Origin of the sequence: Ferruginibacter yonginensis, assembly GCF_042651465.1 — a bacterium.
In the GTDB taxonomy this organism is placed as follows: domain Bacteria; phylum Bacteroidota; class Bacteroidia; order Chitinophagales; family Chitinophagaceae; genus Ferruginibacter; species Ferruginibacter yonginensis.
Map to the genome: position 1 here is coordinate 543701 of NZ_JBHSCZ010000002.1, position 24840 is coordinate 568540.

The 24840-nt window shown below is 36.5% G+C and carries 17 protein-coding genes and 1 tRNA gene; 10 read left to right on the top strand and 8 right to left on the bottom strand.

The window, feature by feature from the left end; translation table 11 throughout:
- Positions 1-40 precede the first annotated feature (40 nt).
- The 3 genes from dnaN to kdsB all read left to right on the top strand — a co-directional run bounded on the left by dnaN (position 41) and on the right by kdsB (position 2496).
- Entirely contained in the window at positions 41-1156 is a 1116-nt protein-coding gene (gene dnaN / locus ACFOWM_RS09585; RefSeq protein WP_379709272.1) for a DNA polymerase III subunit beta, read from the top strand.
- Between the two features lie 134 nt (positions 1157-1290).
- Positions 1291-1722 carry a hypothetical protein gene (locus tag ACFOWM_RS09590; RefSeq protein WP_379709274.1) on the top strand — a complete coding sequence of 144 codons (432 nt, stop codon included), beginning with the start codon at positions 1291-1293 and terminating at the stop codon, positions 1720-1722.
- A gap of 36 nt (positions 1723-1758) precedes the next feature.
- Positions 1759-2496 carry a 3-deoxy-manno-octulosonate cytidylyltransferase gene (kdsB, locus tag ACFOWM_RS09595; protein WP_379709276.1) on the top strand — a complete coding sequence of 246 codons (738 nt, stop codon included), beginning with the start codon at positions 1759-1761 and terminating at the stop codon, positions 2494-2496.
- 30 nt (positions 2497-2526) lie between these two features.
- Here kdsB and ACFOWM_RS09600 read toward each other — a convergent pair whose 3' ends face one another.
- Positions 2527-3675, bottom strand: a complete 1149-nt coding sequence (locus tag ACFOWM_RS09600) for a methionine aminotransferase (protein ID WP_379709278.1) — start codon at positions 3673-3675, stop codon at positions 2527-2529.
- Between the two features lie 61 nt (positions 3676-3736).
- Between ACFOWM_RS09600 and ACFOWM_RS09605 the strand changes: the two genes are divergently transcribed.
- Positions 3737-4222, top strand: a complete 486-nt coding sequence (locus ACFOWM_RS09605; protein ID WP_379709280.1) for a hypothetical protein — start codon at positions 3737-3739, stop codon at positions 4220-4222.
- Between the two features lie 79 nt (positions 4223-4301).
- Here the strand turns inward: ACFOWM_RS09605 and ACFOWM_RS09610 are convergent, their stop codons facing one another.
- The 3 genes from ACFOWM_RS09610 to ACFOWM_RS09620 form a co-directional block, all read right to left on the bottom strand.
- Positions 4302-7256 (bottom strand): T9SS type A sorting domain-containing protein, encoded by a 2955-nt coding sequence (locus tag ACFOWM_RS09610; protein WP_379709282.1) that lies wholly within the window; start codon positions 7254-7256, stop codon positions 4302-4304.
- A 69-nt stretch (positions 7257-7325) separates the two neighbouring features.
- The gene (locus ACFOWM_RS09615) at positions 7326-8411 is read right to left on the bottom strand and encodes a mannose-1-phosphate guanylyltransferase (protein WP_379709284.1); all 1086 of its coding nucleotides are present in this window, start codon (positions 8409-8411) and stop codon (positions 7326-7328) included.
- A 17-nt stretch (positions 8412-8428) separates the two neighbouring features.
- Positions 8429-9400: a KpsF/GutQ family sugar-phosphate isomerase gene (locus ACFOWM_RS09620; RefSeq protein WP_379709286.1), complete on the bottom strand. Its 972-nt coding sequence runs from the start codon at positions 9398-9400 to the stop codon at positions 8429-8431.
- 242 nt (positions 9401-9642) lie between these two features.
- On the opposite strand from ACFOWM_RS09620, the gene recQ reads away from it, so the two are divergent.
- From recQ to typA, 3 genes are all read left to right on the top strand, one after another.
- Positions 9643-11916 carry a DNA helicase RecQ gene (gene recQ, locus ACFOWM_RS09625; RefSeq protein ID WP_379709288.1) on the top strand — a complete coding sequence of 758 codons (2274 nt, stop codon included), beginning with the start codon at positions 9643-9645 and terminating at the stop codon, positions 11914-11916.
- Positions 11917-12022: 106 nt separating this feature from the next.
- A tRNA-Phe gene (locus ACFOWM_RS09630) sits at positions 12023-12098 on the top strand.
- Positions 12099-12453: 355 nt separating this feature from the next.
- Complete coding sequence (typA, locus tag ACFOWM_RS09635; protein WP_379709290.1) at positions 12454-14265, top strand: translational GTPase TypA; 1812 nt, start codon at positions 12454-12456, stop codon at positions 14263-14265.
- A gap of 323 nt (positions 14266-14588) precedes the next feature.
- Here typA and ACFOWM_RS09640 read toward each other — a convergent pair whose 3' ends face one another.
- Entirely contained in the window at positions 14589-15026 is a 438-nt protein-coding gene (locus ACFOWM_RS09640) for a hypothetical protein (RefSeq protein WP_379709292.1), read from the bottom strand.
- A 395-nt stretch (positions 15027-15421) separates the two neighbouring features.
- Here ACFOWM_RS09640 and ACFOWM_RS09645 point away from each other — a divergent pair, with 395 nt between their 5' ends.
- A complete protein-coding gene (locus ACFOWM_RS09645; protein ID WP_379709294.1) occupies positions 15422-16108 on the top strand; it encodes a type 1 glutamine amidotransferase domain-containing protein in 687 nt (228 codons plus the stop codon).
- A 440-nt stretch (positions 16109-16548) separates the two neighbouring features.
- Here the strand turns inward: ACFOWM_RS09645 and ACFOWM_RS09650 are convergent, their stop codons facing one another.
- Both ACFOWM_RS09650 and ACFOWM_RS09655 read right to left on the bottom strand, forming a co-directional pair.
- Entirely contained in the window at positions 16549-17013 is a 465-nt protein-coding gene (locus ACFOWM_RS09650; protein ID WP_379709296.1) for a GNAT family N-acetyltransferase, read from the bottom strand.
- The gene (locus ACFOWM_RS09655; protein WP_379709299.1) at positions 16997-17899 is read right to left on the bottom strand and encodes a DMT family transporter; all 903 of its coding nucleotides are present in this window, start codon (positions 17897-17899) and stop codon (positions 16997-16999) included. Before ACFOWM_RS09655 ends, ACFOWM_RS09650 begins: the two co-directional genes overlap by 17 nt.
- Positions 17900-18040: 141 nt before the next feature.
- On the opposite strand from ACFOWM_RS09655, the gene lysS reads away from it, so the two are divergent.
- Positions 18041-19564 carry a lysine--tRNA ligase gene (gene lysS / locus ACFOWM_RS09660; RefSeq protein WP_379709301.1) on the top strand — a complete coding sequence of 508 codons (1524 nt, stop codon included), beginning with the start codon at positions 18041-18043 and terminating at the stop codon, positions 19562-19564.
- Positions 19565-19601: 37 nt separating this feature from the next.
- Here the strand turns inward: lysS and ACFOWM_RS09665 are convergent, their stop codons facing one another.
- The gene (locus ACFOWM_RS09665) at positions 19602-20768 is read right to left on the bottom strand and encodes a carboxypeptidase-like regulatory domain-containing protein (RefSeq protein ID WP_379709304.1); all 1167 of its coding nucleotides are present in this window, start codon (positions 20766-20768) and stop codon (positions 19602-19604) included.
- A 150-nt stretch (positions 20769-20918) separates the two neighbouring features.
- Between ACFOWM_RS09665 and ACFOWM_RS09670 the strand changes: the two genes are divergently transcribed.
- Positions 20919-24779 carry a S8 family serine peptidase gene (locus tag ACFOWM_RS09670; protein ID WP_379709306.1) on the top strand — a complete coding sequence of 1287 codons (3861 nt, stop codon included), beginning with the start codon at positions 20919-20921 and terminating at the stop codon, positions 24777-24779.
- The last annotated feature ends 61 nt before the right edge of the window (positions 24780-24840 follow it).

Here is a 24840-nt window from a genome sequence, read left to right on the forward strand (position 1 = left end):
GCTTTCAATCTTTTATCTTTGGCAATCTTAAAAATGTAATATGAAGTTTATCGTTTCTTCTTCAGCCTTGCTGAAACAATTGCAACAAATTAGTGGCGTAATTAATGCAAATACGGTTTTGCCTATTTTAGAAGATTTTCTTTTTGAAATTGAAACCAACAAACTTACCATTACAGCAACCGATTTAGAAACGGTGATGAAAGTGCATTTAGATATTGAAGCTAAAGAAAGTGGTAAAGTGTGTATTCCTGCAAAAATTTTGATGGATTCACTCAAAAATATTGCAGAGCAACCTTTAACTTTTAATATCGATAAAAATTATGCGGTAGAGTTAACCAGCGATAATGGTAAGTATAAAGTAATGGGCGAAAACCCTGATAACTTTCCTAAAGAGCCTGCTGCTGATGATGCCAATAGTTTTACCATGACCTCAACAGGCTTGGTAACCGCTATCAACAAAACAATTTTTGCAGTAAGTAACGATGATTTACGTCCGGCTATGACGGGAGTTTATTTTGAGTTAGATAAAGCAGGTATTAGCTTTGTTGCTACCGATGCACACCGTTTGGTTAAATACGAACGTACTGATGTAAAGTGCCCTCAAAAAGACGCCTTCATTGTACCTAAAAAGCCATTGAATTTATTAAAAAGTGCCCTGCCCGATAATGAAGATGAATTAACCATTTCATACAATAGCAACCACCTTTTTGTAAAGCATGGCGGTACGGAGTTGGTGTGTAGGCTAATTGATGCTCGTTTCCCTGATTATAAAGTGGTGATACCAGTTGATAATCCTTACAAAATGAATATTAGCCGCAGCGATTTTCAAAATGCATTGCGTAGGGTAAGCGTATTTAGTAACAAAAGTACCAACCAAGTTGCATTAACCATTAGCGGTAACGAATTGCAATTGGCTAGTCAAGATGTTGATTTTAGTTTTGAAGGTAACGAACGCATGGCTTGTAATTATGATGGTGAAGATTTACAAATTGCCTTCAACGCAAAGTTCTTAATAGAAATGTTGAACGGGGCTGATACTACTGATGTAAACATGGAGTTAAGCACACCCACCAAAGCAGGTATTATTAAGCCAAGTGAACAAGAGCCTAACGAAGCGTTGCTCATGTTGGTAATGCCATTAATGCTCAACAACTAAGTATAACCTGAACTTTAAATACATCCGCAACTCAACTTGTTGCGGATTTTTTTTGAATAGGATGTTGATAAAGCAGCAACATTTTATTTAATTTTAAAAAGCTTTAAAAGCAACTGTTGCATTAAAATGAAATTATGGAAACAACGATACTCCGGAGTTTTGACAATTATTTTTCTGCCAATATCATAGTATCGAGGTTGAGGGAAGATGGTATTGATGCATTTTTAAAAGATGAATTTACAGTAACGATTGACCCATTAATTTCAAATGCTATTGGTGGTATCAAATTAGTAGTGCCATTGTACGATGCTGAAAAAGCAGTTCATTTATTACAGCGGTATGATGATGAATATTTACAAACCATACCTTGTCCTGAATGTAGTCAAAAAAAATTAATGTCGTTTGAAACCATTGTAACCAACAATTGGTTGATCAATATTTTATCAAAATTATTTTCAACAAAAACCATTCAAACCGCTACTATTTACAAATGTGAAGGTTGTGGTTTTTCAAGCGATATAAAACCAGTGCCAGTTCATTTTAATGAAGATGATGCTACGCAGTAAAAAATATTTCAGCTTACTTTTACTCAAATTCAAAGTATGAAAATAATTGCGATGATACCGGCAAGGTATGCTGCTACAAGGTTTCCTTTTAAGCTAATGCAGCCCTTAGGTAATAAAACAGTAATTCGCCATACGTATGATAATACAGTGGCAACACAACTGTTTGATGAAGTGTATGTGGTGACCGACCATGATATAATTTTTAACGAAATACAATCACACGGTGGTAAAGCCATTATGAGCCAGCGTACCCACGAAAGTGGTAGTGATCGTATTGCCGAAGCTATTACAGATTTAGCTATTGATGTTGTTATTAACGTTCAAGGTGATGAACCTTTTGTAAATAAACAATTATTACAAACCATGGTGCAACTTTTTAAAGAAGATGTTGCCATGGCTATAAAAGTAGCTACACCTTACAAACCCATAACAGATGCTGCACAAGTGCACAACCCCAATATTGTAAAAGTAGTGGTAGATCATCATGAAAATGCATTGATGTTTAGCAGAGCAGCCATACCTTTTCACCGTGACCAAACCATTGCAGTTACTTATAAAGAGCATATTGGCGTATATGGTTTTAGGAAAGAGGTATTGTTACAATTTACTCAATGGCCTATGGGCATATTAGAAAGTATTGAAAAGTTAGAGCAATTACGCTACCTCGAAAATGGTGTGCCCATTAAAATGATTGCTACCAACGATGCTGGTGTAAAAATAGATGTGCCAGAAGATTTACCCATTGCCGAAGCCTACCTCAATCAAATGAAATAAGTATGGCATAATATTTAGGCAATGCTGTTATTATAATTTTAACAAACGCTCAACGGCTGCCTCTAACGTACTTTCTTTTTTAGAAAAGCAAAAACGCAATACCTTATTTTCAACAGGGTTTTTGTAAAAAGCACTTACGGGTATGGTCGTTACACCATAATTTTTGGTGAGCCTTACAGCCATGTCATATTCTTTCTCATCGCTGATATTTGCGTAGCTATAAATTTGAAAATAGCTACCATAGCTAGGCAAGGGTTCAAACTTGGTTTGTGCCATTAAATTTTTAAAATAATCTCTTTTTTGTTGTAACCTACTGCCAAGTTCTAAATACTCCGCCTCATCTTTTAAAAAAGCAGCCAATGCATATTGTACCGGGCCAAATACGGTAAAGGCATTGAACTGATGAATTTTTCTAAACTCCTTCATTAATGCTGGTGGGGCTACACAATAACCCGTTTTCCAGCCGGTGCAATTGTACACTTTGCCAAACGAAAACGTAACAAAACTGCGTTCGTACAAATGAGGGTATTGTAAAATTGATAAGTGTTTTTTACCATCAAAAATAAGGTGTTCATACACTTCATCGCTAATAATAAATAAGTTGGTATTGCTGGTAATGTCAGTTAAAAAAGCAATATCATCTTCCTCTAACACAGCACCACTTGGGTTGTGTGGCGAATTAATTAAAATGGCTTTTGTTTTTGGGGTAATGGCAGCCCTTGTTAGGGCTTGGTCAATTTTATAAGTACCCGGTGTAAGTGGAATGGTAACGGCTTTGGCACCATTTAATTCTATAGCAGGTATGTAGCAATCGTAGGCAGGTTCAAAAACAATTACTTCATCACCAGGTTGTAACATAGCCGTAAAAGCAGTGTACAAAGCATACGTAGCACCTGGTGTTATGGTAATTTCATCATTGGCACTTACGGGGTTACCATATAGTTGTTTAATTTTTTGTGCAATGGCTTCTCTTAATACTGGCAAGCCATTCATATGTACATATTGATTATGCCCATCGGCCATTGCTTTTGATACCAATTCGGATAACGCCGCATTCATAGCAAAATCAGGAAACCCTTGTCCTAAATTAATGGCATTGTGTTCAGCAGCCAACGTACTCATAATGGTAAATATGGTGGTGCCAGCTTGTGGTAATTTACTTTGGATGGTAGGTATCATGCAATGAAAATGAAGTGAAAGATTGTTAACAATTTTTGTAATAAACGATACTGTAAATTACATGATGAATCGTACACTTTTTATACTAACCGCATTATTTTTTGGAGGTTCATTGCAAGCCCAAGTAAAATGTAATGTTTCACAGCCATTTGTTTTGATTCATAAACAAACACCAGGGAATATACCTGTTATTGAACAAGTAGTCGTACAAAAACCAGTAGCTACCTATGTTATGCAATTATTTTTTAATAGTACTTGCAATAGCTTACCCGTTATAAAAAAACTACGCATTAATAATAAAATAATAGCTGCTACGGTTGAAGTAAATGACGTAACACAACCCATTGGTGTAAATGATGACGGTACATCTATATGGTTACAAAAAAAAGAAGGTCGTTATTATTTTAAAATAACGCTTTTGTTAGATGAAACCCTGTATAAAAAATATAAAATACCTTCACTACACTTGTTATTACAACAGCACAATAAGTTATTTACGAGGGTGTCAAAAAATTGGAAAATAATAGCATCGCCTGCAGCTTATTAGGTATTCAAAATAACTATTAAGCTAAATAAAAAAGGAGTGTACAGTTTAGTACACTCCTTTTTTATTGAAAGAAAAGAATTTATTGTTTTACTATTTTACTAGTGGCTATTTTACCATTAATGTTGATGGTTAAGATATATACGCCTGGTCGTAATGAAGCAATAGTTTCTGTATAACTATACGTACCCGGTGCCGTAACTACTTCTTGTTTTTTTATAGCCGTTGCACCATTTGATGCGGCGATGGTATAAGTAGCAATGCCTTTTTCGTTGGTGCTGTAATTAAACGTAACTACACTTTGTGCTGGGTTAGGGTATACCCTGTTGATGCTAATACCATTTGTAGTAGCCCCATTTTTAAACAACCTAACTACGTTAGAGTATTTGCTGTTTCCGTTACTTTCTATAGCTTTTATTCTATAAAAATAATTAATAGCATTATCTGGCGAAAACTTGTATTGGTAGTTACTGGCAGTACTACGTTGTACTACAGCAATTTTATTAAATGTTACGCCATCTGTAGATTGCTCTACTTGAAAGCTAGCACCTACTGGTAAATTTTCATAATTCCAATTTAAATCGGTAAGGCCACTGGTCCATTTTCCTTTTAAATTAAAATTATTTAATGGTAAAATAGTAACGGCAGATTGCGTCCATAAACCACGTCCGTGGGTTGCTGCAAGTACTGTTTTATCTGATGGTCTGTATTGCAACATATCTGTACGTACCGTAGGGAACGAAGGGCTTGCTAACCAAACAGTGCTAGCGCCATTAATAGCTTGTGTAATCCAAACGCCGGTTTCGGTAGCAATAATGGCTTTGGTATTATCACCGGGGCCAAACATACACCAGCGAACAGGCATATCGGGTAAATTACCTTCAATACTGGTCCATGACGTACCACCATTGTTACTTACCCAAATGCTATTTATACCATAGTTGGTATAACATACCATTAAGTTATTATCATCTGTACCCGTTGCAATACAAGCGGCATTGGCAGCAGGTAAACCTGTGCTTAAATTAGTACCTGCTGAGCCACTGGCTATGGTACTAGCACCATCAACTCGTACCACCCTACCAGCAGCAGTGGTCAAGTATAATCTATCAGCAGTATACGGTGAAACGTGCAGTGCAGTAACAGTGCTGCTATTTAGTGCAGTTATATTAACTTCAGATGCTGTTGCTGGCCAACCTGCACCACTTTGATAATAACTACCGCCGGTTTGTGTTTGAGGATTGGTCCACCTAAAAAATGTGCCAGCTGCACCAGTGGCATATAAAATTTTTGTTGAATTATCTAACACAAAAGGGTTAATAAAACTACCAAAATCACTAAAACTTGCAGATGATGTGCCTTTATAAAAATTTACAGAACCCCAGCTTGCGCCACTAGTGGTGGAGCGCCTGTAACGATTGTAAACGTAGGCACCCATTTGAAAGCTAGGGGTAGCTTGGTCAATAGCAGTGTAAGCGCCATCGCCACCTGTTACTTCAACAGAAGTACTAAGGCCTGCATTACTCAGCTGGTGAGTACCATTATCTTGTGCCCCTGCTAAAAAATAATTGGTGGAAGATGGGTGTATAGCACAAGAATAAAATTGCTTGATGCGTAAACCAGTATTTTTATCTCTAATAGTTGTGCCACCATCAGCCGAGTAATGTATACCACCATCGCATGCAAATAATAATTTGTTGCCGTTATCATACCAAATAATATCATGCACATCTGCATGTACATATTGGCCTGCAGTACCTACCCATGCTGAAATTTTTGTCCACGTTGCACCACCATCTGTTGTTTTATAAGTATCTAATCCTCCTACAATTACTTGATTGGCATCAGCTGGGTTAATACGTACAGATAGGGCATACCAACCTTGCCCACTAGCCCAACCTGCTGTGGGTTGCCCGGTAGTTGCAGCCCAATTGGCACCACCATCTGTTGATTTATATATAGTGGGAACTTGGTCAGTAGCATCGGCAGGACAAGCATACAACGTATTACCACTTACTGCAATTTCGGCCCTATTTGAAAATGATGGGTAAGCAGTTACAGGCGCAACAAAGCTAGCGCTGGTTGCGGTTGCAGGGTTATCTGTGTAGCGATAGGCTTGTGTACTAAAAATACCAGCAGATACATGCAACCTGCCAGAAGCGGTGGTTGAACTAATTTCAATATCGCTAATACGAGCCGTTGAAAGCCCTGTTGGTGTAATAGTGGTCCATGAAGTACCTCCATTATTTGATCTATACAAACCGGTACGGGTTGAAACATAAATATTACCTAAATAATCGCATAAAATTTTAGTGCAAAAAGCGAAATTGGTACCGGTGGTTGAACTTAATTGCGTCCACGTTGCACCATTATCAGTACTTTTAAAAATACCGGCCCCTTGTACTGCATCTAAATTAAAAAATGCTTCACCTGTACAAAAGTACATGATGTTGTTGTTGGTAGGGTCTTGTGTAATATAGCTAATGGCCATGTTACTTAAATTATCAGCAACCAATGTCCATGTAGCAGGTGTGGCAGTAATATCAGTAGTTTTCCATAAACCACCAGCAACACCACCTACCCAAACAGTTCTTCCAGTAGCATCACTTCTATCTACCCATACAGCCCTTACCCTGCCAGCGGCAACACCACTATTGGCACGGGTATTTCCGTTTGAAGAGCCCACCACATCAGCTGTTGGGCCTCTCTCATCCCACACACCGTATGCAGATACAAAATTGCTGAAATTTGCTTTGGATTCCATAGTGGTAGCCATTGCTTCTACCAAACGTTGGGTGGGTACAAAGCCTAAAGAGGGATCTTTAGTACGTTCAAATTCAAATTGCATGGCCATTGCAGGGCCATCATACCCATCTTTTTCATCTTCTTCGCCTTCTTCACCTTCCTTTTCAACTAATTCCGCTAAGGATTTGTTACTAGAATTTGATGGGTTGTTTTGGTTACACCCAACAATAAATTGTAATAGTAATAAAAAACAGCAGAGTTTTTTTAGGTTGATAGTTTCAATACGCTTCATTGACAAGTTAGTTTTTAGTATTATAAAAATACCAAAATCTATTTAACAATTAATGAAGGTTTGTTAAAATTATATGAAGCGATCACCTTTATTGCGTTTTACCTCGGCAACGTAATCTTTAATTTCTTGTTCTTTATCTTTTTTGCAAATAAGTAAGGCGTCAGCAGTATCTACCACTATAAAATCATCAAGCCCTTGTAAAACCACCAATTTGTGTTGAGGTACTTGCACCATATTTCTGGTAGCATCAAAAATCATGACTTCATTACCACCTACGGCATTGTCAAGATAATCTTTTTCGAAAGTTTCGTAGGCGCTCGTCCAGGTTCCTAAATCGCTCCACCCAAATGATGATGGTATTACATAAACATTATCTGCTTTTTCCATTACGGCATAATCAATAGAAATGTTGGTGCATTGCGGATAAATGCGTTCAATTGCTTCGTTTTCGTTAGGTGTATTGAAGTGTGCTTTTTCTGCATCAAACACTTCATGTAATTCTGGCGTATTATGTTCAAAAGCTTTAACGATGTTTTTAACCTGCCAAACAAAAATACCAGCGTTCCATAAAAAATCGCCACTAGCTAAAAAAGTTTGTGCCAATTCTTTATCAGGCTTCTCAGTAAATAATTTTACTTTATAAATGTTTTCACCTGCTGCCAATGATTCGTATTGAATATAACCATAGCCCGTATTTGGATTAGTTGGTTTAATGCCCAATGTTACCAATGCCTTTATGTGCGATGTAAAGTGTAATGCTTTTAAACAAATGTCAACAAATGCAGCAGGCTCTGTAATTAAATGATCAGCTGGAGCACAAATCAAATTGGCATTTGGGTCAAGTTGATTGAGTTTGTATGAAATATATGCAATACAAGGTGCGGTATTTTTACGTGATGGTTCACACAAAATATTTTGTAAAGGCAATTCAGGTAATTGATCCATTACAATCTGCTTGTATTGCTGCGCCGTTACGATGTAAATATTTTCTGCCGGAATAAATTGAGCAAAACGATCATAGGTTGCCTGTATTAATGTTCTGCCCAAGTTTAAAATATCTAAAAACTGTTTAGGCATATCAGTACGACTCATCGGCCAAAACCTACTCCCTATTCCTCCAGCCATAATGGCTACATAATTATTTTTATTCATCATAAATACGTCTCTTTCTTTTAAATAATCCCTTCTTTTACTAAATCATGCAAATGCAATACGCCTTCATATTGCCCATTACTAGTGATAATTAATTGGCTGATATTGTTTTGTTTCATTAATTCCAATGCATGTATAGCCAATGTGTCTGTTGTAATTGATTTTGGTTGGCTACTCATAATATCTTTCGCAAATAAACCGTCAAATCTGTCATACTTTTCAAACATCCTACGCACATCACCATCGGTTACTATACCAATAACTTCATCTTTTTCGTTTAAAACAACTACTGCCCCAAGTCTTTTTTTAGTAATTTCTAAAATCGTTTTTTTAATATCATCCTCCGCTTTAATAACTGGTTTTTCGTGTTGTTTTATTAAATCGCCAGCTCTTAAATACATTTTTTTACCTAAAGCACCTCCAGGGTGGTATTTAGCAAAATCAGCCGTTTTAAATTCCTTCAACTCCATTAAACAAATGGCAATTACATCGCCCATTACCATTTGAGCAGTAGTGCTTGTGGTAGGGGCTAAGTTATTAGGACAAGCCTCTTGCGTTACCGTAGTGTTTAACACAATATCACTTTGGGCAGCTAAGTACGATTGCATATTGCCAACCATACCTATTAATGTATTACCAAAGTTTTTTACAAGTGGCACCAATACTTTTATTTCGGGGCTATCGCCACTTTTACTAATTACCACTACCACATCATCTTGTTGCACCATACCCAAATCGCCATGTATAGCATCAGCAGCATGCATAAATAAAGCAGGCGTACCTGTACTATTCATGGTAGCTACAATTTTTTGAGCAATAATGGCACTTTTACCAATGCCGCTAATAACAACCCTTCCTTTGCAAGTAGCGATGGTTTCAACCGCTTTTATAATATTTTCATTTATATATTGTAATTGTAAGGCGATAGATGCTGCTTGCAATTCAATAGTGCGTTGGGCACTACCTATAATTATTTGTTGCGTTGTTGTCATTTCAGTCGGCAAATTTATTTTAAATAGGTCATAGTGCAATGATATTAACTGTAACAATAAATAATTATTATGCATTAAACAATAGTTTAATAATAAAGTAGTAACTTAATTATGTAAACGGGGGTGCATATTTTAACCCTTTATTTACTTTTATACCTAAGTAGGTTTAAGTAACTTTGCAGCCCTCTTACAAAAAACCTAATTGCATGGTTGCAATAATTATATAGAATACAGAATTTAATATGGCTACAGTAAAAACCAAGACTACCCCCAAAAAAAAGAGCACAATGGCCGAAACGGCCCATAATGCTTTGGTAGCTTATCCAAATTTAAAACAACACCTCCTCAATAACTTCGGCTTCGACACTTTTAAAGGTCAGCAAGAGAATATTATCAATAGCCTTTTAGCAGGTAACGATACTTTTGTTATTATGCCAACAGGTGGCGGTAAAAGTTTATGTTACCAATTACCTGCAATGATTTTAGATGGTGTGGCCATCATCGTTTCGCCTTTAATAGCCCTTATGAAAAATCAGGTAGATTTAATGCGAAGCTATAGTAGTAAAGACCATGTAGCCCATTTTTTAAACAGCACGTTAAATAAAGGGCAAATAAAACAGGTTAAAGATGACCTTACCACTGGTAAAACAAAAATGTTGTACGTGGCGCCTGAAACCATGACAAAAGAAGACAACATCGAATTTTTTAAAACCCTGAACATTTCATTTTTTGCGGTTGATGAAGCCCATTGTATTTCAGAATGGGGGCATGATTTTAGACCCGAATACCGCCGTTTAAAAGAAATGACGGAACTCATTAGCCCTACCATCCCTATTATAGCATTAACTGCTACAGCAACCCCTAAAGTGCAAAGCGATATAGTAAAAAACCTCGGTTTACGCAACCCTAACATATTTGTATCATCATTTAACAGGGCTAACCTATATTACGAAATACAGCCCAAAATTAATGTTGACCAAACCAATAAAAGTATTGTACGTTTTATACAACAGCACAAAAACAAAAGCGGTATTGTTTATACCCTCAACAGAAAAACTACGGAAGAGTTAGCAGCTATGCTCAATGCCAATGGTATTACAGCAGTGGCGTACCATGCAGGGTTAGATGCTAAATTGAGGGCGCAAAGGCAAGATCAATTTTTGAATGAAGAAGTTCATGTTATTGTAGCAACCATTGCCTTCGGTATGGGGATTGATAAACCCGATGTACGTTTTGTAATACATTACAACATCCCCAAATCAATAGAAAACTATTACCAAGAAACAGGAAGGGCCGGTAGAGATGGTATGGAAGGTAAATGTATTTTATACTATTCACATAAAGATGTAAGCAAGCTCGAGCATTTAATGAGAGATAAAAGTTTGAGTGAAAGAGAAGTAGGGGCTCAGCTTATAAATGAAACCGTATCATACGCTGAAAGCAGTGTTTGTCGTAGAAAAACCTTACTTTATTATTTTGGTGAACAGTACGATGATAAAGACAGTTGCGGCCATTGCGATAACTGCCTACACCCTAAAGAAAAAGTAGAAGCCAAAGAAGCGACTGTTGATGTATTAAAAACCATTAACGCCTTAGGAGAACAATTTGCCATTGAATATGTTTTACTCATACTCACCGGTAAAGCAACCCCTGCGGTTAAAATGTACAGGCACGATGAGTTAGATGTGTTTGCATGTGGTAATGATAAAGAACCCCATTTTTGGAGCAGTTTAATTAGGCAAATGCTCTTAGAAGGCTTACTCGATAAAGATATTGTTGAATACGGCGTATTAAAAATAACCAAAGCAGGTAAAGCATTTTTAAAGAAACCAACCAGCTTTAAAATTGTATTAAACAATTTGTTTGAAGATGCTAATGCCGATGATGAAGCAACGGCACCAGCAGGCGAACCAACAGGTGTTACTGATCAAAAACTATTTGAGCAACTAAAAGAGCTACGTAAAAAAGTAGCTAAAGAAAAAAACTTACCACCCTTTGTAATATTTTTAGAAAGCTCATTGCAAGATATGGCTACCATGTTTCCTACTACAATGGAGGAACTTGAAAAAATTAGTGGCGTAAGCAAAGGCAAATCGTTGCGTTATGGTAAACCATTTTTAGATGTTATTAACCAGTATGTGGAAGAAAATGATATCATTAGGCCCGATGATTTTGTAATGAAAAGTGTTGCCAACAAAAACAGCAACAAAATCTTCATCATACAAAACGTTGATAAAAAAATAGCTTTAGAAACCATCGCCAAAACAAAAGAGCTCAAGTTAGAAGAGTTGTTAGAAGAAATGGAAACCATTGTAGCCAGCGGTACCAAATTAAATTTAGGCTACGCCATTGATGAAATGGTTGATGAATACGAGCAAGAAGAAATTATGGAGTACTTTAAAGGCTGCCAAACATCAGACCTTAAAGTGGCGCAGCAAGAGTTAGCCGATGGTGATTTTAATTGGGAACAACTAAAACTCATGCGTATAAAATTTTTAAGTGAGTACGGCAATTAATGAAATTTAAAATAAATGCTCATTTATGTTGCTCATTTAATAATAACTCCTTATTTTTGCAACCCCTACGGGGATAATATTTCTTTAAATTCTTTTTCAGAAATAAGGTGCGGTAGCTCAGTTGGTAGAGCAATGGACTGAAAATCCATGTGTCGCCGGTTCAATCCCGGCCCACACCACCACTACAAAAGCTTGCATAATTGCAGGCTTTTTTTATGCCTATTACTTTTTGCACATGCCCCCATACCAAAACTATATATATAGGTTATGTTACACTCAACATGCCCAATAATTAGTAATTAGCACCATCAACATCTTACAATACAATACTTTTGGGTGATGATTACATTACCAGCCAATAACCATATTCACACCTAAGTGATTGATGGTGAGTAGTAGTATACGCCGTTAGCATATAATATTTAACACAAATACCTTTTACAATCCGCCCCATTCACTTGCCATCCGGCTAAAATAACGTACCTTTGCGCCCTCAAAACAACGCTTCAGTTTTTTGAAGCACAATAAATCATTTAAATGAACATTCGCAACATTGCAATTATTGCACACGTAGATCACGGAAAAACAACATTGGTAGATAAAATTTTACATGCTACCAAAGTATTTAGAGACAATCAAGATACTGGTGAGTTAATTATGGATAGCAACGATCTTGAAAGAGAACGTGGTATTACCATTTTTAGTAAAAACGCTGCAGTAGTTTATAAAGATATTAAAATCAATGTAATTGATACACCAGGGCATAGTGACTTTGGCGGTGAGGTAGAACGTGTATTGAAAATGGCCGATGGGGTTGTATTGTTGGTAGATGCTTTTGAAGGTCCGATGCCACAAACCCGTTTCGTATTACAAAAAGCATTAGCATTAGGTTTAAAGCCAATTGTTGTAATAAATAAAGTAGATAAGCCTAACTGTAGGCCAGATGAGGTACACGATGCAGTATTTGAATTGTTTTTCAATTTAGATGCTACTGAAGAGCAATTAGATTTCCCAACTTTTTATGGCTCAGGTAAAAACGGTTGGTTCAACGATTCATTAACACAAATTGATAACATCAACCCATTGTTAGATGGTATTGTAAAATTTGTACCAGAGCCAAAAGTAAACGAAGGTGCTTTGCAAATGCAAATTACTTCATTAGATTACTCTTCGTTCCTTGGCCGTATTGCCGTAGGTAAAGTAGCACGTGGCGTTATTAAAGAAAACCAACAAATTGCTTTAATGCAAGCCGATGGTGCCATCAAAAAAATGAAGATCAAAGAATTGTATGTTTTTGAAGGCATGGGTAAAAAGAAAGTATCGCAAGTTATTGCTGGTGATATTTGTGCCGTTGTGGGTTTAGAAGAATTTAATATTGGTGACACCATTGCTGATGTTGAAAACCCAGAAGCATTACCTGTAATTAGTGTTGATGAACCTACCATGAGTATGTTATTCGGTATTAACAACTCTCCATTTTTTGGTAAAGAAGGTAAGTTTGTAACGAGCCGCCATTTGAGAGATCGTTTAATGAAAGAAACCGAAAAAAACTTAGCGTTACGTGTTGAAGATACTGATAGTGCAGATAGCTTCTTAGTATTTGGTAGAGGTATTTTGCACTTAGGTGTATTAATAGAAACCATGCGTAGAGAAGGTTTTGAATTAACCGTTGGTCAGCCGCAAGTATTGGTAAAACAAATTAATGGTGCTAAGCATGAGCCGTATGAAATTTTGGTGGTAGATGTACCTTCAGAATACAGCGGTAAAGTAATTGATTTGGTTACACAACGCAAAGGCGAAATGTTGATTATGGAAACCAAAGGTGAAATGCAACATTTAGAATTTGAAATACCTTCACGTGGATTAATTGGTTTACGTAGCACCATGTTAACAGGTACTGCAGGTGAAGCTGTAATGGCACATCGTTTCAGCGAATACAAACCTTGGAAAGGTCCTATTCCAGGTCGTAACAATGGTGTATTGTTAAGCAAAACAACAGAAAGAACAACAGGTTATTCAATTGATAAATTACAAGATCGTGGTCGCTTTTTTGTTGACCCAGGTGAAGATGTATATGCAGGTCAAATTATTGCTGAGCATATTAAGCCAGGCGATTTAGTAGTAAATGCAACTGAAGCAAAAAAATTAACCAACCACCGTGCAAGCGGTAGTGATGATGCTAGCAAAGCTGCACCAAAAATTTTAATGACTTTAGAAGAGTGTATGGAATACATACAAGCTGATGAATGTATTGAAGTAACACCTAAAAATGTTCGTTTGCGTAAAACCATTTTAAATGAAGAAGATCGCAAACGTGTAAGCAAAGCGATGGCTTCTGAAATGGCATAATTTTTTTTAAGAAAATAATACAATAAAAAAGTCCCGGTGGTATAAGCGCTACTGGGACTTTTTTATGTCATAAACGATAACTAAAAAAGAAAAGTAAGTAAAACATAACTGTTGCATTTATTATACCCAACAAATTGCACCAAAATGTGCAGATTGTATAAAGGCACTAAAAAACATTTTTTATCGGTTGTTGTACACACCTACCGAAACATTACGGCAACAACTTATGAATGTTGGTGTTTTTTACCCCCAACGCTTTCTTAATATTAACGAAATGTCAATCACCTCAAACCAAGGCGAAAATTTTCATGGGCTTACAAATGCTATTTCAACGGTTGCAATGCTTTAGCACTACCATTTTTACCAATAAAAGTAGCAAGGTCACCTACAGTTATGAGGTTGTTGTAATTATTGGCAACTGTTGTTAATGGTATTTGGTAACGCTCTGCTACTAGCACTTGTAATGCAGATTTTAAAAGTGGACTTTGTGCAAAACTACTAAGCTTCGTGTTTTCATTAAAGTTCGATAAAAAATTATTGTTCTGCGTAACACCACTAAATGCAGTGCTGCCAGTAACCGTTTTTAAAACGGAATTAATAATTTTTGAAAGCACAATTGCTCCAACAATAGTGCCTACGGTTTTAATAACTGTGCCACCAATACCTGTAACATCTTTATTGGTATTTTTAGTACTGCTGCAGCTTAAAAATGTTATACTACCAATTGATAACATCATAATGATTGTGTAAATTTTTTTCATGGCATTTATTGGGTTTTGTTGATAAATATTTTCATACAATAGAATACAAAAACAAACAAAGGTTAAAAGTCATTTTATCTTTTGGCAAAACATTCACATTGTTATATTTCAATAAATATTTTTACGGATACACAGTTCCATCAATAGAAATAGTAAAATACAGCCAAGGTAGTTGGTAGGTATTGTTATAAAAGTTTATTAAATACTAACATACTTTACAGCCTACCTATATTAATGTTGTAACATTATTGTAATTAAAAACGCTTTGTAGTTACTAGGTTGTTTGGCATTAAAGTTGTCCGGTTATAATGAAGTATCAAACTTGTTTTACCAACAACTAAATTGAGTACAATACGCAGCAATACTATCAATAAATAAAAAATTAAAATATAAAAATGAACATTTTATTTGTATTAACCTCACATAGTGAGCTAGGCAACACGGGTAATAAAACAGGCTTTTGGGTGGAAGAATTTGCAGCGCCCTATTATACAATGGTTGATGCCGGTGTTAACATCAGCATAGCTTCGCCAGCTGGTGGGCAGGCGCCAATTGACCCTAAAAGTGAAGCTGAAGATGCCCAAACTACGGCAACCAAACGCTTTTATGCTGATCATAAAGCGATGAATGCGGTAGCAAATACCATTAAACTTAGTGATGTAAAGGTGGATGATTATGATGCAGTTTTTTACCCAGGTGGTCATGGTCCGTTGTGGGATTTAGCAACCGACAAAACATCCATCAAACTAATAGAGACTTTTTACAACACCCAAAAGCCAATTGCATTTGTATGCCATGCCCCAGCAGCACTCGTAAATGTAAAGGCTGAAAACGGACAACCATTGGTAAAAGGTAAAAAAGTTACAGGTTTTTCAAATACCGAAGAAGCTGCTGTTGGCTTAACTGAAATTGTACCATTTTTGTTGGAAGATGAATTTGTTAAGTTAGGTGGGCATTACAGTAAAGGGGCAAATTGGGGAAGTTATACCCAACAAGATGGTTTGTTGATAACGGGCCAAAACCCAGCATCATCTGAAGCCGTTGCTACTTTACTATTAAAAGTATTAGAAGGTAAAAAATAAAAGTGGTTGTTATAAACAACAATGCTTTCATATTAGAATTTTATAAAGGGGCTACAACTTTTAATAAAGGTTGTAGTTTTTTATTAAATACACTTGGGTAAAATTGTTATAAATGTTAGTTATTGATGGAGTAGTTAGTTTAGCAGAACGCTATGTATCACTCCGTAGATATTAATCTGTTTGAAAAGTAAATTTAAAATCATTAGAAATAGCTATACACCATAAAAATTAACCATCACAAGTACATATTATTATAGCATTTTACACTGTTTATTAGATTACCAATAGCTATCCAACTTAGCTATTAAAGCTATCCAAAAGTTCACTTACTCCGTACCAACAGCTTTACAACAGTTATGGTACAGCTATATAACAGTTAGTGAATAGCTTGAAAGCAATAGTATAAATTATATGGGGTAAGTATAACTACACATTATCCCTTACAACAACTTCTCAAAAAATACCGCATTGGCTTCTGGGTTAAAATAGTAGGGTGGTATTTCGTAAAAGCCATTTTTTTTGTACAATCCTATAGCAGGCGTCATGGTGGCCAAAGTATCTAATCTTATTTTGGTGAAACCTATAGTTGTAGCTAAGGCGATCGCTTCTTGTAACAATAACTGCCCTAAACCCTTGCCGTGGTAGGCAGGTTGAATATACATACGTTTTAGTTCAGCAATGCCCGGCTCTTTGGTACGTACGCCAACACAACCAATGTACTGTATATCATCTTTCAATAAAAAAATACCTCCATTGGGTTCGCCGTACATAATGGGTAATTGGGCAAGCTCATCATCAAATTGCTGAAAACATAAATCAATACCCAACCATTGTGCATACTCTTTAAACAAAGCTCCTGCAGCTGTGTAATGCGCTGCGGTTAACGACTTAATTATTTGTGGCATGTTTGGTGGTTTTATTGGCTAAATACACTCCTGCAAAAATAAAAGCGCCAGCTAATAATTTATAGGCAGATAATGTTTCACCTAAAAAGGTGATGGCTATTGCAGCTGCAAATACAGGTTGTGAGTAAATATAGGTGCCTGCTACTGATGCCCCCAATGTTTTAATGCCGTAAATATTAAATAGGTATGCACAAAAAGTACCTGTAATGGTGATCATACCCAAAGCACTCCACTCTTTAATGCCGTAAGTGTGCCATTGTATTTGGTTAAACTCAGTAAAACAAAAAGGGAGTATTAAAAAAAAGCCAATGGTAAATACATTGCGTAACACAGCTACGGGGTTATAAATTTGCATTAATGGCTTTACCAACACAAAGTAAAATGTGTATGATATTGCATTGAGTATTACAAAAATATCGCCCAACAAAACATCACTACCGTTGCCAGATTTTTCTTTTGCTAATACCAATATCAACGAACCTCCAATACCCAGTGCTAACCCGATTATTTTATTATTAGAAAGTCTTTCTCTTAATAACCATGCAGCAATAAACGTTATTAAAATAGGTGTAATTAATAATAATAAGGAGGCATGTATGGAGTAGGTAAGTGATAATCCTTTAATAAAAAACAGTTGGTTAATGGCTACGCCTGTAATGGCACAAAATAAAAATTGTTTCCAATCTTTTGCAGCAATTCGTTTTTTATTTTTATTGAAAAAATAAAGCCCCCACAATAAAATACCTGTTACACCTACCCTAATTAAATTCAACCCAAATGCTTTTAAATAACCGCCATTAATTAAATATTTTACAGTAGTAAAATTGATGGCGAAAAATAAATTGGTGGCAAATAAGGCAATATGTGCTTTTACAGCAGGTTTCAAATGTGCATGTTTTAGGCAGCAAAATTATACAATCAATAGCAGATATATGATGCATAGGTTACCTAAAAACGTAAATCTTAGCCCATACCGTTAGTTATTGATGCATTTTGCAATTACCTTTGCACCGCAATAAAATTAGTTATGAGCGTACAACATTTATCAGAGCAAGAAGTTATTCGTAGAGAGAAACTAGCAGAGTTAAACAAACTAGGTATTGATGCGTACCCAGCGGCATTATACCCTGTTAATACCACAGCGGCCTATATTAAAGAACATTATAAAGGTGAAGAAAATAAAGATGATTTTGCCAATGTATGCGTTGCTGGCCGAATTATGAGTGTGAGAGATATGGGTAAAGCCAATTTTGCCGTATTGCAAGATGCTACAGGTAAAATACAATTTTATATTAGGCAAGATGATATTTGTACAACAGACGATAAAACCCTGTACCAACAAGTATGGAAAAAGTTGATTGATATCGGCGATTTTGTAGGCGTTAAAGGTTTTGTGTTTACAACTAAAACTGGCGAAACATCTATCCATATTACGGAGTTTACGTTGTTGAGTAAGGCATTACGTCCTTTACCAATCGTAAAAGAAAAAGATGGTGAAACATATGATGAAGTAACCGACCCTGAGTTTCGTTACCGCCAACGCTATGCTGATTTAATTGTGAACCCCGGCGTTAAAGAAGTGTTTACCAAGCGTACTAAAATGGTAAATGCTATCAGAAATTTCTTAAATGAAAGAGGTGCATTAGAAGTTGATACACCGGTGTTACAAAGTATACCGGGTGGTGCTGCGGCTCGTCCGTTTACTACACACCACAATGCACTTGATGTGCCTATGTACATGCGTATTGCAAACGAATTGTATTTAAAAAGATTGATTGTGGGTGGGTTTGAATGGGTATATGAGTTTAGCCGCAATTTTAGAAACGAGGGGATGGACCGTACCCATAACCCAGAGTTTACGGTACTTGAATTTTACACCGCTTATAAAGATTATGAGTGGATGATGGATACTACGGAGCAATTATTAGAAACCACCGCCATTGCTACCAACGGCGTTGCTACTGTAACCATTGGCGATAAAGAAATTAGTTTTAAAGCGCCTTACAAACGTATTACCATGTACGATGCTATTAAGGAACATACTGGTTTTGATATTAGCACAATGGATGAAGCAGGTATTAGAGATGTTTGTAAACAACTCAATATACATGCAGATGCTAAATGGGGTAAAGGAAAATTGATTGATGAAATTTTCGGTACTAAGTGTGAGCACCATTACATTCAACCAACGTTCATTACTGATTACCCTGTTGAAATGAGTCCGCTTACAAAAAAGCACCGCAGCAAACCAGGCTTAGTAGAGCGTTTTGAATTGATGATTAACGGTAAAGAAGTTGCCAATGCTTACAGTGAGTTAAACGACCCTATTGAGCAAAGAGAACGCTTTGAAGAACAAGTACGTTTAATGGAACGTGGCGATGATGAAGCCATGTTTATTGACCACGATTTTTTAAGAGCGTTGGAATATGGTATGCCACCAACCAGTGGTATTGGTTTCGGTATTGATCGTTTGTGTATGTTGCTAACCGGACAAGTATCTATACAAGATGTGTTGTTTTTCCCGATGATGCGACCAGAAAAAATAGATTAATGAAAATACTAAAAGCGTTACACTCAGTAACGCTTTTTTATTTGTTGAAATTATTGGGTGGTTGATAATCTAAAGGGAGTAGTCTACTAATTTTTTCGGTGGTTGACCAATACCCTTCTGTAAAAAAGTTGGTTGCATTGTAAAAAGCACCGTTTTGGTATATCTCAATAATTTCAGGCGTGAGTAAAGTGCAGTAACTTATTTTTTTAGGAGCATTAGTTGGGCTGTATTGCACACATAAATAATGATCAAAATAAATGGCAGCAATAGTACTATCAATAGCATAAGCAAAACTATCAGTTGGTAAAGGTTTACCGTTGCTTATAAAAAATTCATCGCTTTGCTTGAGTACATCATTATAATATGTTGAAGAGTCGTTTTTATTAAAATTAAAATCGTTGTTACCTAAATTAATACTTTGTCTAACAATTTTTTTCACCCTTTGTTTCTCTTCATTTTTTACCTTTTTAGCCGCCTGCACACTAAAATTATGCTGCGTTAATTGGTTGGTATATATGCTACGCATAAAATGCATTACACTGCCATTATAACAATCGCTCCTATTTTCTATCCACTGTTGTTGTTTCCTTTTACCGCCTTTTAAATTTTTAAACACTGGGTAACCCGAAAAGAAAATCGTTTTTTCTTTAGCATTGTAAGTAAAGTCTTCTAGGCTATAATTTATTTCATAACCCAATGAACGGTTTTCAATAATGATCGGTTCATAGGCTACTGTTCTTAAAATCCCATTTTTTTTATCGTAATAAAATCGCAACACTTTGGTATTACGAATACTACAATTTGCTGCTTCTGGAGTAGTGCCCACAAATAAATCAAAAAATAACTTACCCCATTTTTGATAGCCATTTTTTTCAAGCGATTGTACTATTACGGGGTCTAACTCTTTTGGCTGTTGCTCAAGTACAATATCAAATACAGTAGCGCTGCTATTTACAGCCACTACAAAAGTTTTATAGCCCAGCGCATTAATAATTAATTCGCCTTTTTGAATGGGAATGTTGGATAATGTGAATTGTCCATTCACATTTGTAACCGTTGTAAATGAAGTATTGCTAATAAAAACTGATGCGCCAACAATGGGCTCGTTAGCATTATTTTTAATTTTACCATTAATATTAAGTTGCGCTGTTGCTTGCATCCCTAATAGAAGTAGTAATATGATCAATTGAATATTCTTATTCATGTTAAATAATTATTCTATTTTTATAGTAAATTCAGTTTGCAATATCCCTCATATGAGTGAGTCGTACATAACGAACCTTCACTAATTTAGATTTACCAAACTTCCATCTTCCTGTCAATACCGTCTTTTTAATACTTCAATTTATAAAAGATGAAACAACTTTATGCAAATAGCAATAAAATTTTATTGCATGCAACCATTCTATTGGTTACAGTTTTAGTAGCAGCTATTTCTATTTTTGGTGTACCTCAGCCTATTGGCAAAAAGTTTAAGTTAGGAGGTTCAGGTTCACCCTTATTGAAAGATAATTTTACAAGCAATGACGATGATAAAGTTATTTATTTAAATGCTATACAACTGAATACTGCCTTACCATCTGTACAAACGCTACGTAGCCCAATAACTTCATTTGTAGGTAAAAGAATGCATTTGGTAAAGTTTGCAACAGTTATACAACCAGCATACCTTCAGCTTTTAAAAGATGCCGATGCTGATGTGATTGATTATATACCAAACTATACTTACCTCATATATGCAAACAGTGCCAGTATTCAACAAATTCAACAAGCGGCAAAAAATAAAGCAAATGCCATTGATTGGGAGGGTGCCTATTTACCAGCTTATAAAATTGCTCCCGATGTATTTGGTAAAGATGCTAAAGGTGCTGTAGATTATAGCCATATTGTACACAATGCGTTTCAAATACAATTGTATGCAGATGATGCTACAAACTACGAAACCGTTGAGGTACTTAAAAAGTTAAGTAACGGACAAATTATAAATGTACAACGGGTGCACCATTATGTAAATATTGATGTTAAACTTGATGCTGCATTTGTTGAAGCCATTGCAAACAGGCCCGATGTAATTTCAATACATCCTTACTTAGTACCCAAAAAGCAAGATGAAAGTCAGGCTGTAATCATGACCGGACAAATTACCGGAGTGGCACCATCCCCTTCTAACTACTTAGATTATTTAGTAGGAAAAGGATTTTCACAAGCCCAATTTGATGCGTCAGGTTTTGTAGTTAATGTAACAGATGATGGTTTAGATAGTGGAAGTGTAGCTAACGTACCTGGTGTAACATCGCACTTTGGTTTGTATAAAAATGGCGATAAAGCACAAACAACAAGGGTGGCTTTTGTACATAAACAAGGTACGGCTACTGATGCTGATACCCGTGGTTGCGATGGACATGGTAACCTTAATGCTCATATAATTGGTGGGTACATTCCCAACGCATTGATTGGAAATGCCAACCATGCTGATGTAAATGGGTTTCGATATGGATTAGGTATTGCTCCCTTTGTTAAAGTGGGCAATAGCACCATTTTTAATGTTGGGGGAACTTACAATAACCCTGTTTTTTCAAAAATTGAATCTGAATCTTACAGAGATGCTGGTCGTATTAGTAGCAATAGTTGGGGCGCAAATGTTGCAGGTGCCTATACTACAGATGCGCAAGCATATGATTTTTTAGTGAGAGATGCTCAACCAACTGGTGCAGCAGTGGCTGCTGCTGGTAACCAAGAAATGGTAATATTATTTAGTGCCGGTAATGCTGGTAGTGGCGTTGGAACTATTGGCTCACCCGGTACAGGTAAAAATGTAATTACAGTAGGCGCTAGCGAAGGGGTAAGGGCTTTTGGTGGTGCTGATGGTTGTGCTATTGCCGATGTTGGTGCTAATAATGCTTTTGATATCATTTCATTTTCAAGTAGAGGTCCTTGTACTGATGGTCGTAAAAAGCCCGATATAGTAGCCCCAGGCACACATATTACGGGTGGTGTTTACCAAAGTAATGTGGCTACAGTCACTACAGGTAACGGCTCCGCTGCTGCATGCTTTAATGGTAGCGGTGTATGCGGTGGTGTAGGTAGTAATTTTTTCCCTGGTGGAACGCAGCGTTGGTACACAGCCTCATCCGGTACAAGCCATTCAACCCCTGCAGTGGCTGGGTTTGCAGCATTAATTCGTCAAGATTTTATTAATAATGCATATACACCACCTAGTCCGGCAATGACAAAAGCCATGATTTTAGCCAGTGCTGGATATATGAACGGTACTGGTGCAAATGATAATTTGTTTTCAAATAACCAAGGTATGGGTTTGGTGAACATGAATAATTATTTCAACATTGTAAATAATCCTTTGATTATTAGAGATCAATTGGCGGCCGATGTATTTACTGCAAGTGGTCAGGTTCGTACTTTTACAGGGGTAATTGCTAATACAGGTTTACCGTTAAGAATTACCATGGCTTATACCGATGCGCCTGGCTCTACCGCCGGTAATAGTTACGTTAATAACCTTGATGTAGAAGTGATTGTAAACGGACAAACCTATTTAGGGAATGTTTTTACAGGCGCTAATTCAACACCCGGAGGCATTGCTGATGTTCGCAATAATGTAGAGAGTGTGTTTTTGCCTGCTGGTACCAGCGGCACCGTTGTTGTAAGGGTAAAAGCTACCAATATTGCAGGTGATGGTATACCCAATTTTGGTACTGCACTCGATCAAGATTTTAGCTTAGTTGTAAGCAACACCAACACCCAAGCGGTAGCTGCTGCACAGTCTGCAGGTCCTACCATAACAGCCGAATCATGTGGTACAGGTTTTATACCTGATCCTCAAGAGTTGATAACCGTATCCCTACCTATTACGAATGTAGGTACATTATCAACCAGTAATTTAGTGGCAACGTTACAATCATCTGCAGATATTGTTTTTCCAAGTGCACCACAATCTTATGGTGCATTGGCCCCTAACGCATCTGATACCAAAAACTTTTCATTTTACATAAACAATACAGTTGCTTGTGGTAATGTGGTATCTGTTACATGGCAATTAACAGATGGGGCTACTAATATGGGCACTATTACAAAAACATATAACGTTGGCGCTCCTGTAATAGTGGGTTCACAAAATTTTGATGCTGTTACTGCACCGGCTTTACCAGCAGGTTGGGTACAATCGCAATTATCAGGTACAGCCATTAATTGGGTTACAAGTACTACCACCCCCAACTCAGCACCCAATACTGCTTTTGTAAATGACCCTACAACGGTAAATAGTACAGCACTGATTAGCCCTGTATTTAATATCACCGGCAGTGGAGCGGTATTAAGTTTTAATAAAGCATATACTTTAGAGAGTACTTATGATGGTGTAGTACTCGAAATGAAAATAGGTGCAGGTGCATTTACTGATATTGTAACCGCAGGAGGCGTTTTTATTACAGGAGGATATATTGCTACGCTCAATAACACGTTTGGGAACCCTATTGGTGGTAGGCAAGCATGGACGGGCGCCTCAACAACATTTACCCCAACCCAAGTAACCCTGCCAGCAAGTACTATTGGTCAAACTGTACAATTTAGATGGATTATGGGCAGCGATAATTCTACGGGTAGTGTAGGCTTTAGGTTAGATGATGTGGTACTTACTGGAGGAATTGCATGCAATGCATGTTTTACATTGCCTTTAAATTTACTATCATTTACAGGTGTTGCAAAAGATGGATTTAATTTGCTACAATGGAACACATCTAACGAAATTAATACCCATAGTTTTGAATTACAATATAGTTATGATGCTGTATTTTTTCAGAAAGCATATACCATAGCTGCCAATGGTTCAGGTGCACATAACTACCAACAAAGAGACAATGGCGTATGGATAAAAACAGGCTTAATGTATTATAGGCTCAAAATGATTGATAATGATGGTCGCTTCACTTATTCAAATATCATTACAATCAGAAATAATAAAGTAAATACAATACCAACAGTGGTATATCCAAACCCTGTAAAAGAAAAACTAACGGTAAGTATTGGCGATCAAGGCTTGTTGGGCACCAACATACAATTATTTGATGCAACAGGTAAATTAATACAAACAGTACCTATTTATTTTAATACGGTTTACATCAGCTTAACAAACTACAGTACAGGCATGTATATTTTAAAACTAGCCAATGGTGAAAATATTAAGATAAATAAATTGTAATAGCACGTTCAAAAAAAGCGCCGCATTATTGATGTGGCGCTTTTATATTTAGTTTACGTAC

What these genes read in the sequence shown, in the direction of transcription:
- lysS (WP_379709301.1), top strand. Translation starts at nt 18,041, where the DNA reads ATGAGCGTACAACATTTATCAGAGCAAGAAGTTATTCGTAGAGAGAAA.
- ACFOWM_RS09650 (WP_379709296.1), bottom strand. Translation starts at nt 17,013, where the DNA reads ATGCCACAAATAATTAAGTCGTTAACCGCAGCGCATTACACAGCTGCA.
- kdsB (WP_379709276.1), top strand. Translation starts at nt 1,759, where the DNA reads ATGAAAATAATTGCGATGATACCGGCAAGGTATGCTGCTACAAGGTTT.
- typA (WP_379709290.1), top strand. Translation starts at nt 12,454, where the DNA reads ATGAACATTCGCAACATTGCAATTATTGCACACGTAGATCACGGAAAA.
- recQ (WP_379709288.1), top strand. Translation starts at nt 9,643, where the DNA reads ATGGCTACAGTAAAAACCAAGACTACCCCCAAAAAAAAGAGCACAATG.
- ACFOWM_RS09665 (WP_379709304.1), bottom strand. Translation starts at nt 20,768, where the DNA reads ATGAATAAGAATATTCAATTGATCATATTACTACTTCTATTAGGGATG.
- ACFOWM_RS09645 (WP_379709294.1), top strand. Translation starts at nt 15,422, where the DNA reads ATGAACATTTTATTTGTATTAACCTCACATAGTGAGCTAGGCAACACG.
- ACFOWM_RS09600 (WP_379709278.1), bottom strand. Translation starts at nt 3,675, where the DNA reads ATGATACCTACCATCCAAAGTAAATTACCACAAGCTGGCACCACCATA.
- ACFOWM_RS09590 (WP_379709274.1), top strand. Translation starts at nt 1,291, where the DNA reads ATGGAAACAACGATACTCCGGAGTTTTGACAATTATTTTTCTGCCAAT.
- ACFOWM_RS09620 (WP_379709286.1), bottom strand. Translation starts at nt 9,400, where the DNA reads ATGACAACAACGCAACAAATAATTATAGGTAGTGCCCAACGCACTATT.
- ACFOWM_RS09640 (WP_379709292.1), bottom strand. Translation starts at nt 15,026, where the DNA reads ATGAAAAAAATTTACACAATCATTATGATGTTATCAATTGGTAGTATA.
- ACFOWM_RS09610 (WP_379709282.1), bottom strand. Translation starts at nt 7,256, where the DNA reads ATGAAGCGTATTGAAACTATCAACCTAAAAAAACTCTGCTGTTTTTTA.
- ACFOWM_RS09670 (WP_379709306.1), top strand. Translation starts at nt 20,919, where the DNA reads ATGAAACAACTTTATGCAAATAGCAATAAAATTTTATTGCATGCAACC.
- dnaN (WP_379709272.1), top strand. Translation starts at nt 41, where the DNA reads ATGAAGTTTATCGTTTCTTCTTCAGCCTTGCTGAAACAATTGCAACAA.
- ACFOWM_RS09605 (WP_379709280.1), top strand. Translation starts at nt 3,737, where the DNA reads ATGATGAATCGTACACTTTTTATACTAACCGCATTATTTTTTGGAGGT.
- ACFOWM_RS09615 (WP_379709284.1), bottom strand. Translation starts at nt 8,411, where the DNA reads ATGATGAATAAAAATAATTATGTAGCCATTATGGCTGGAGGAATAGGG.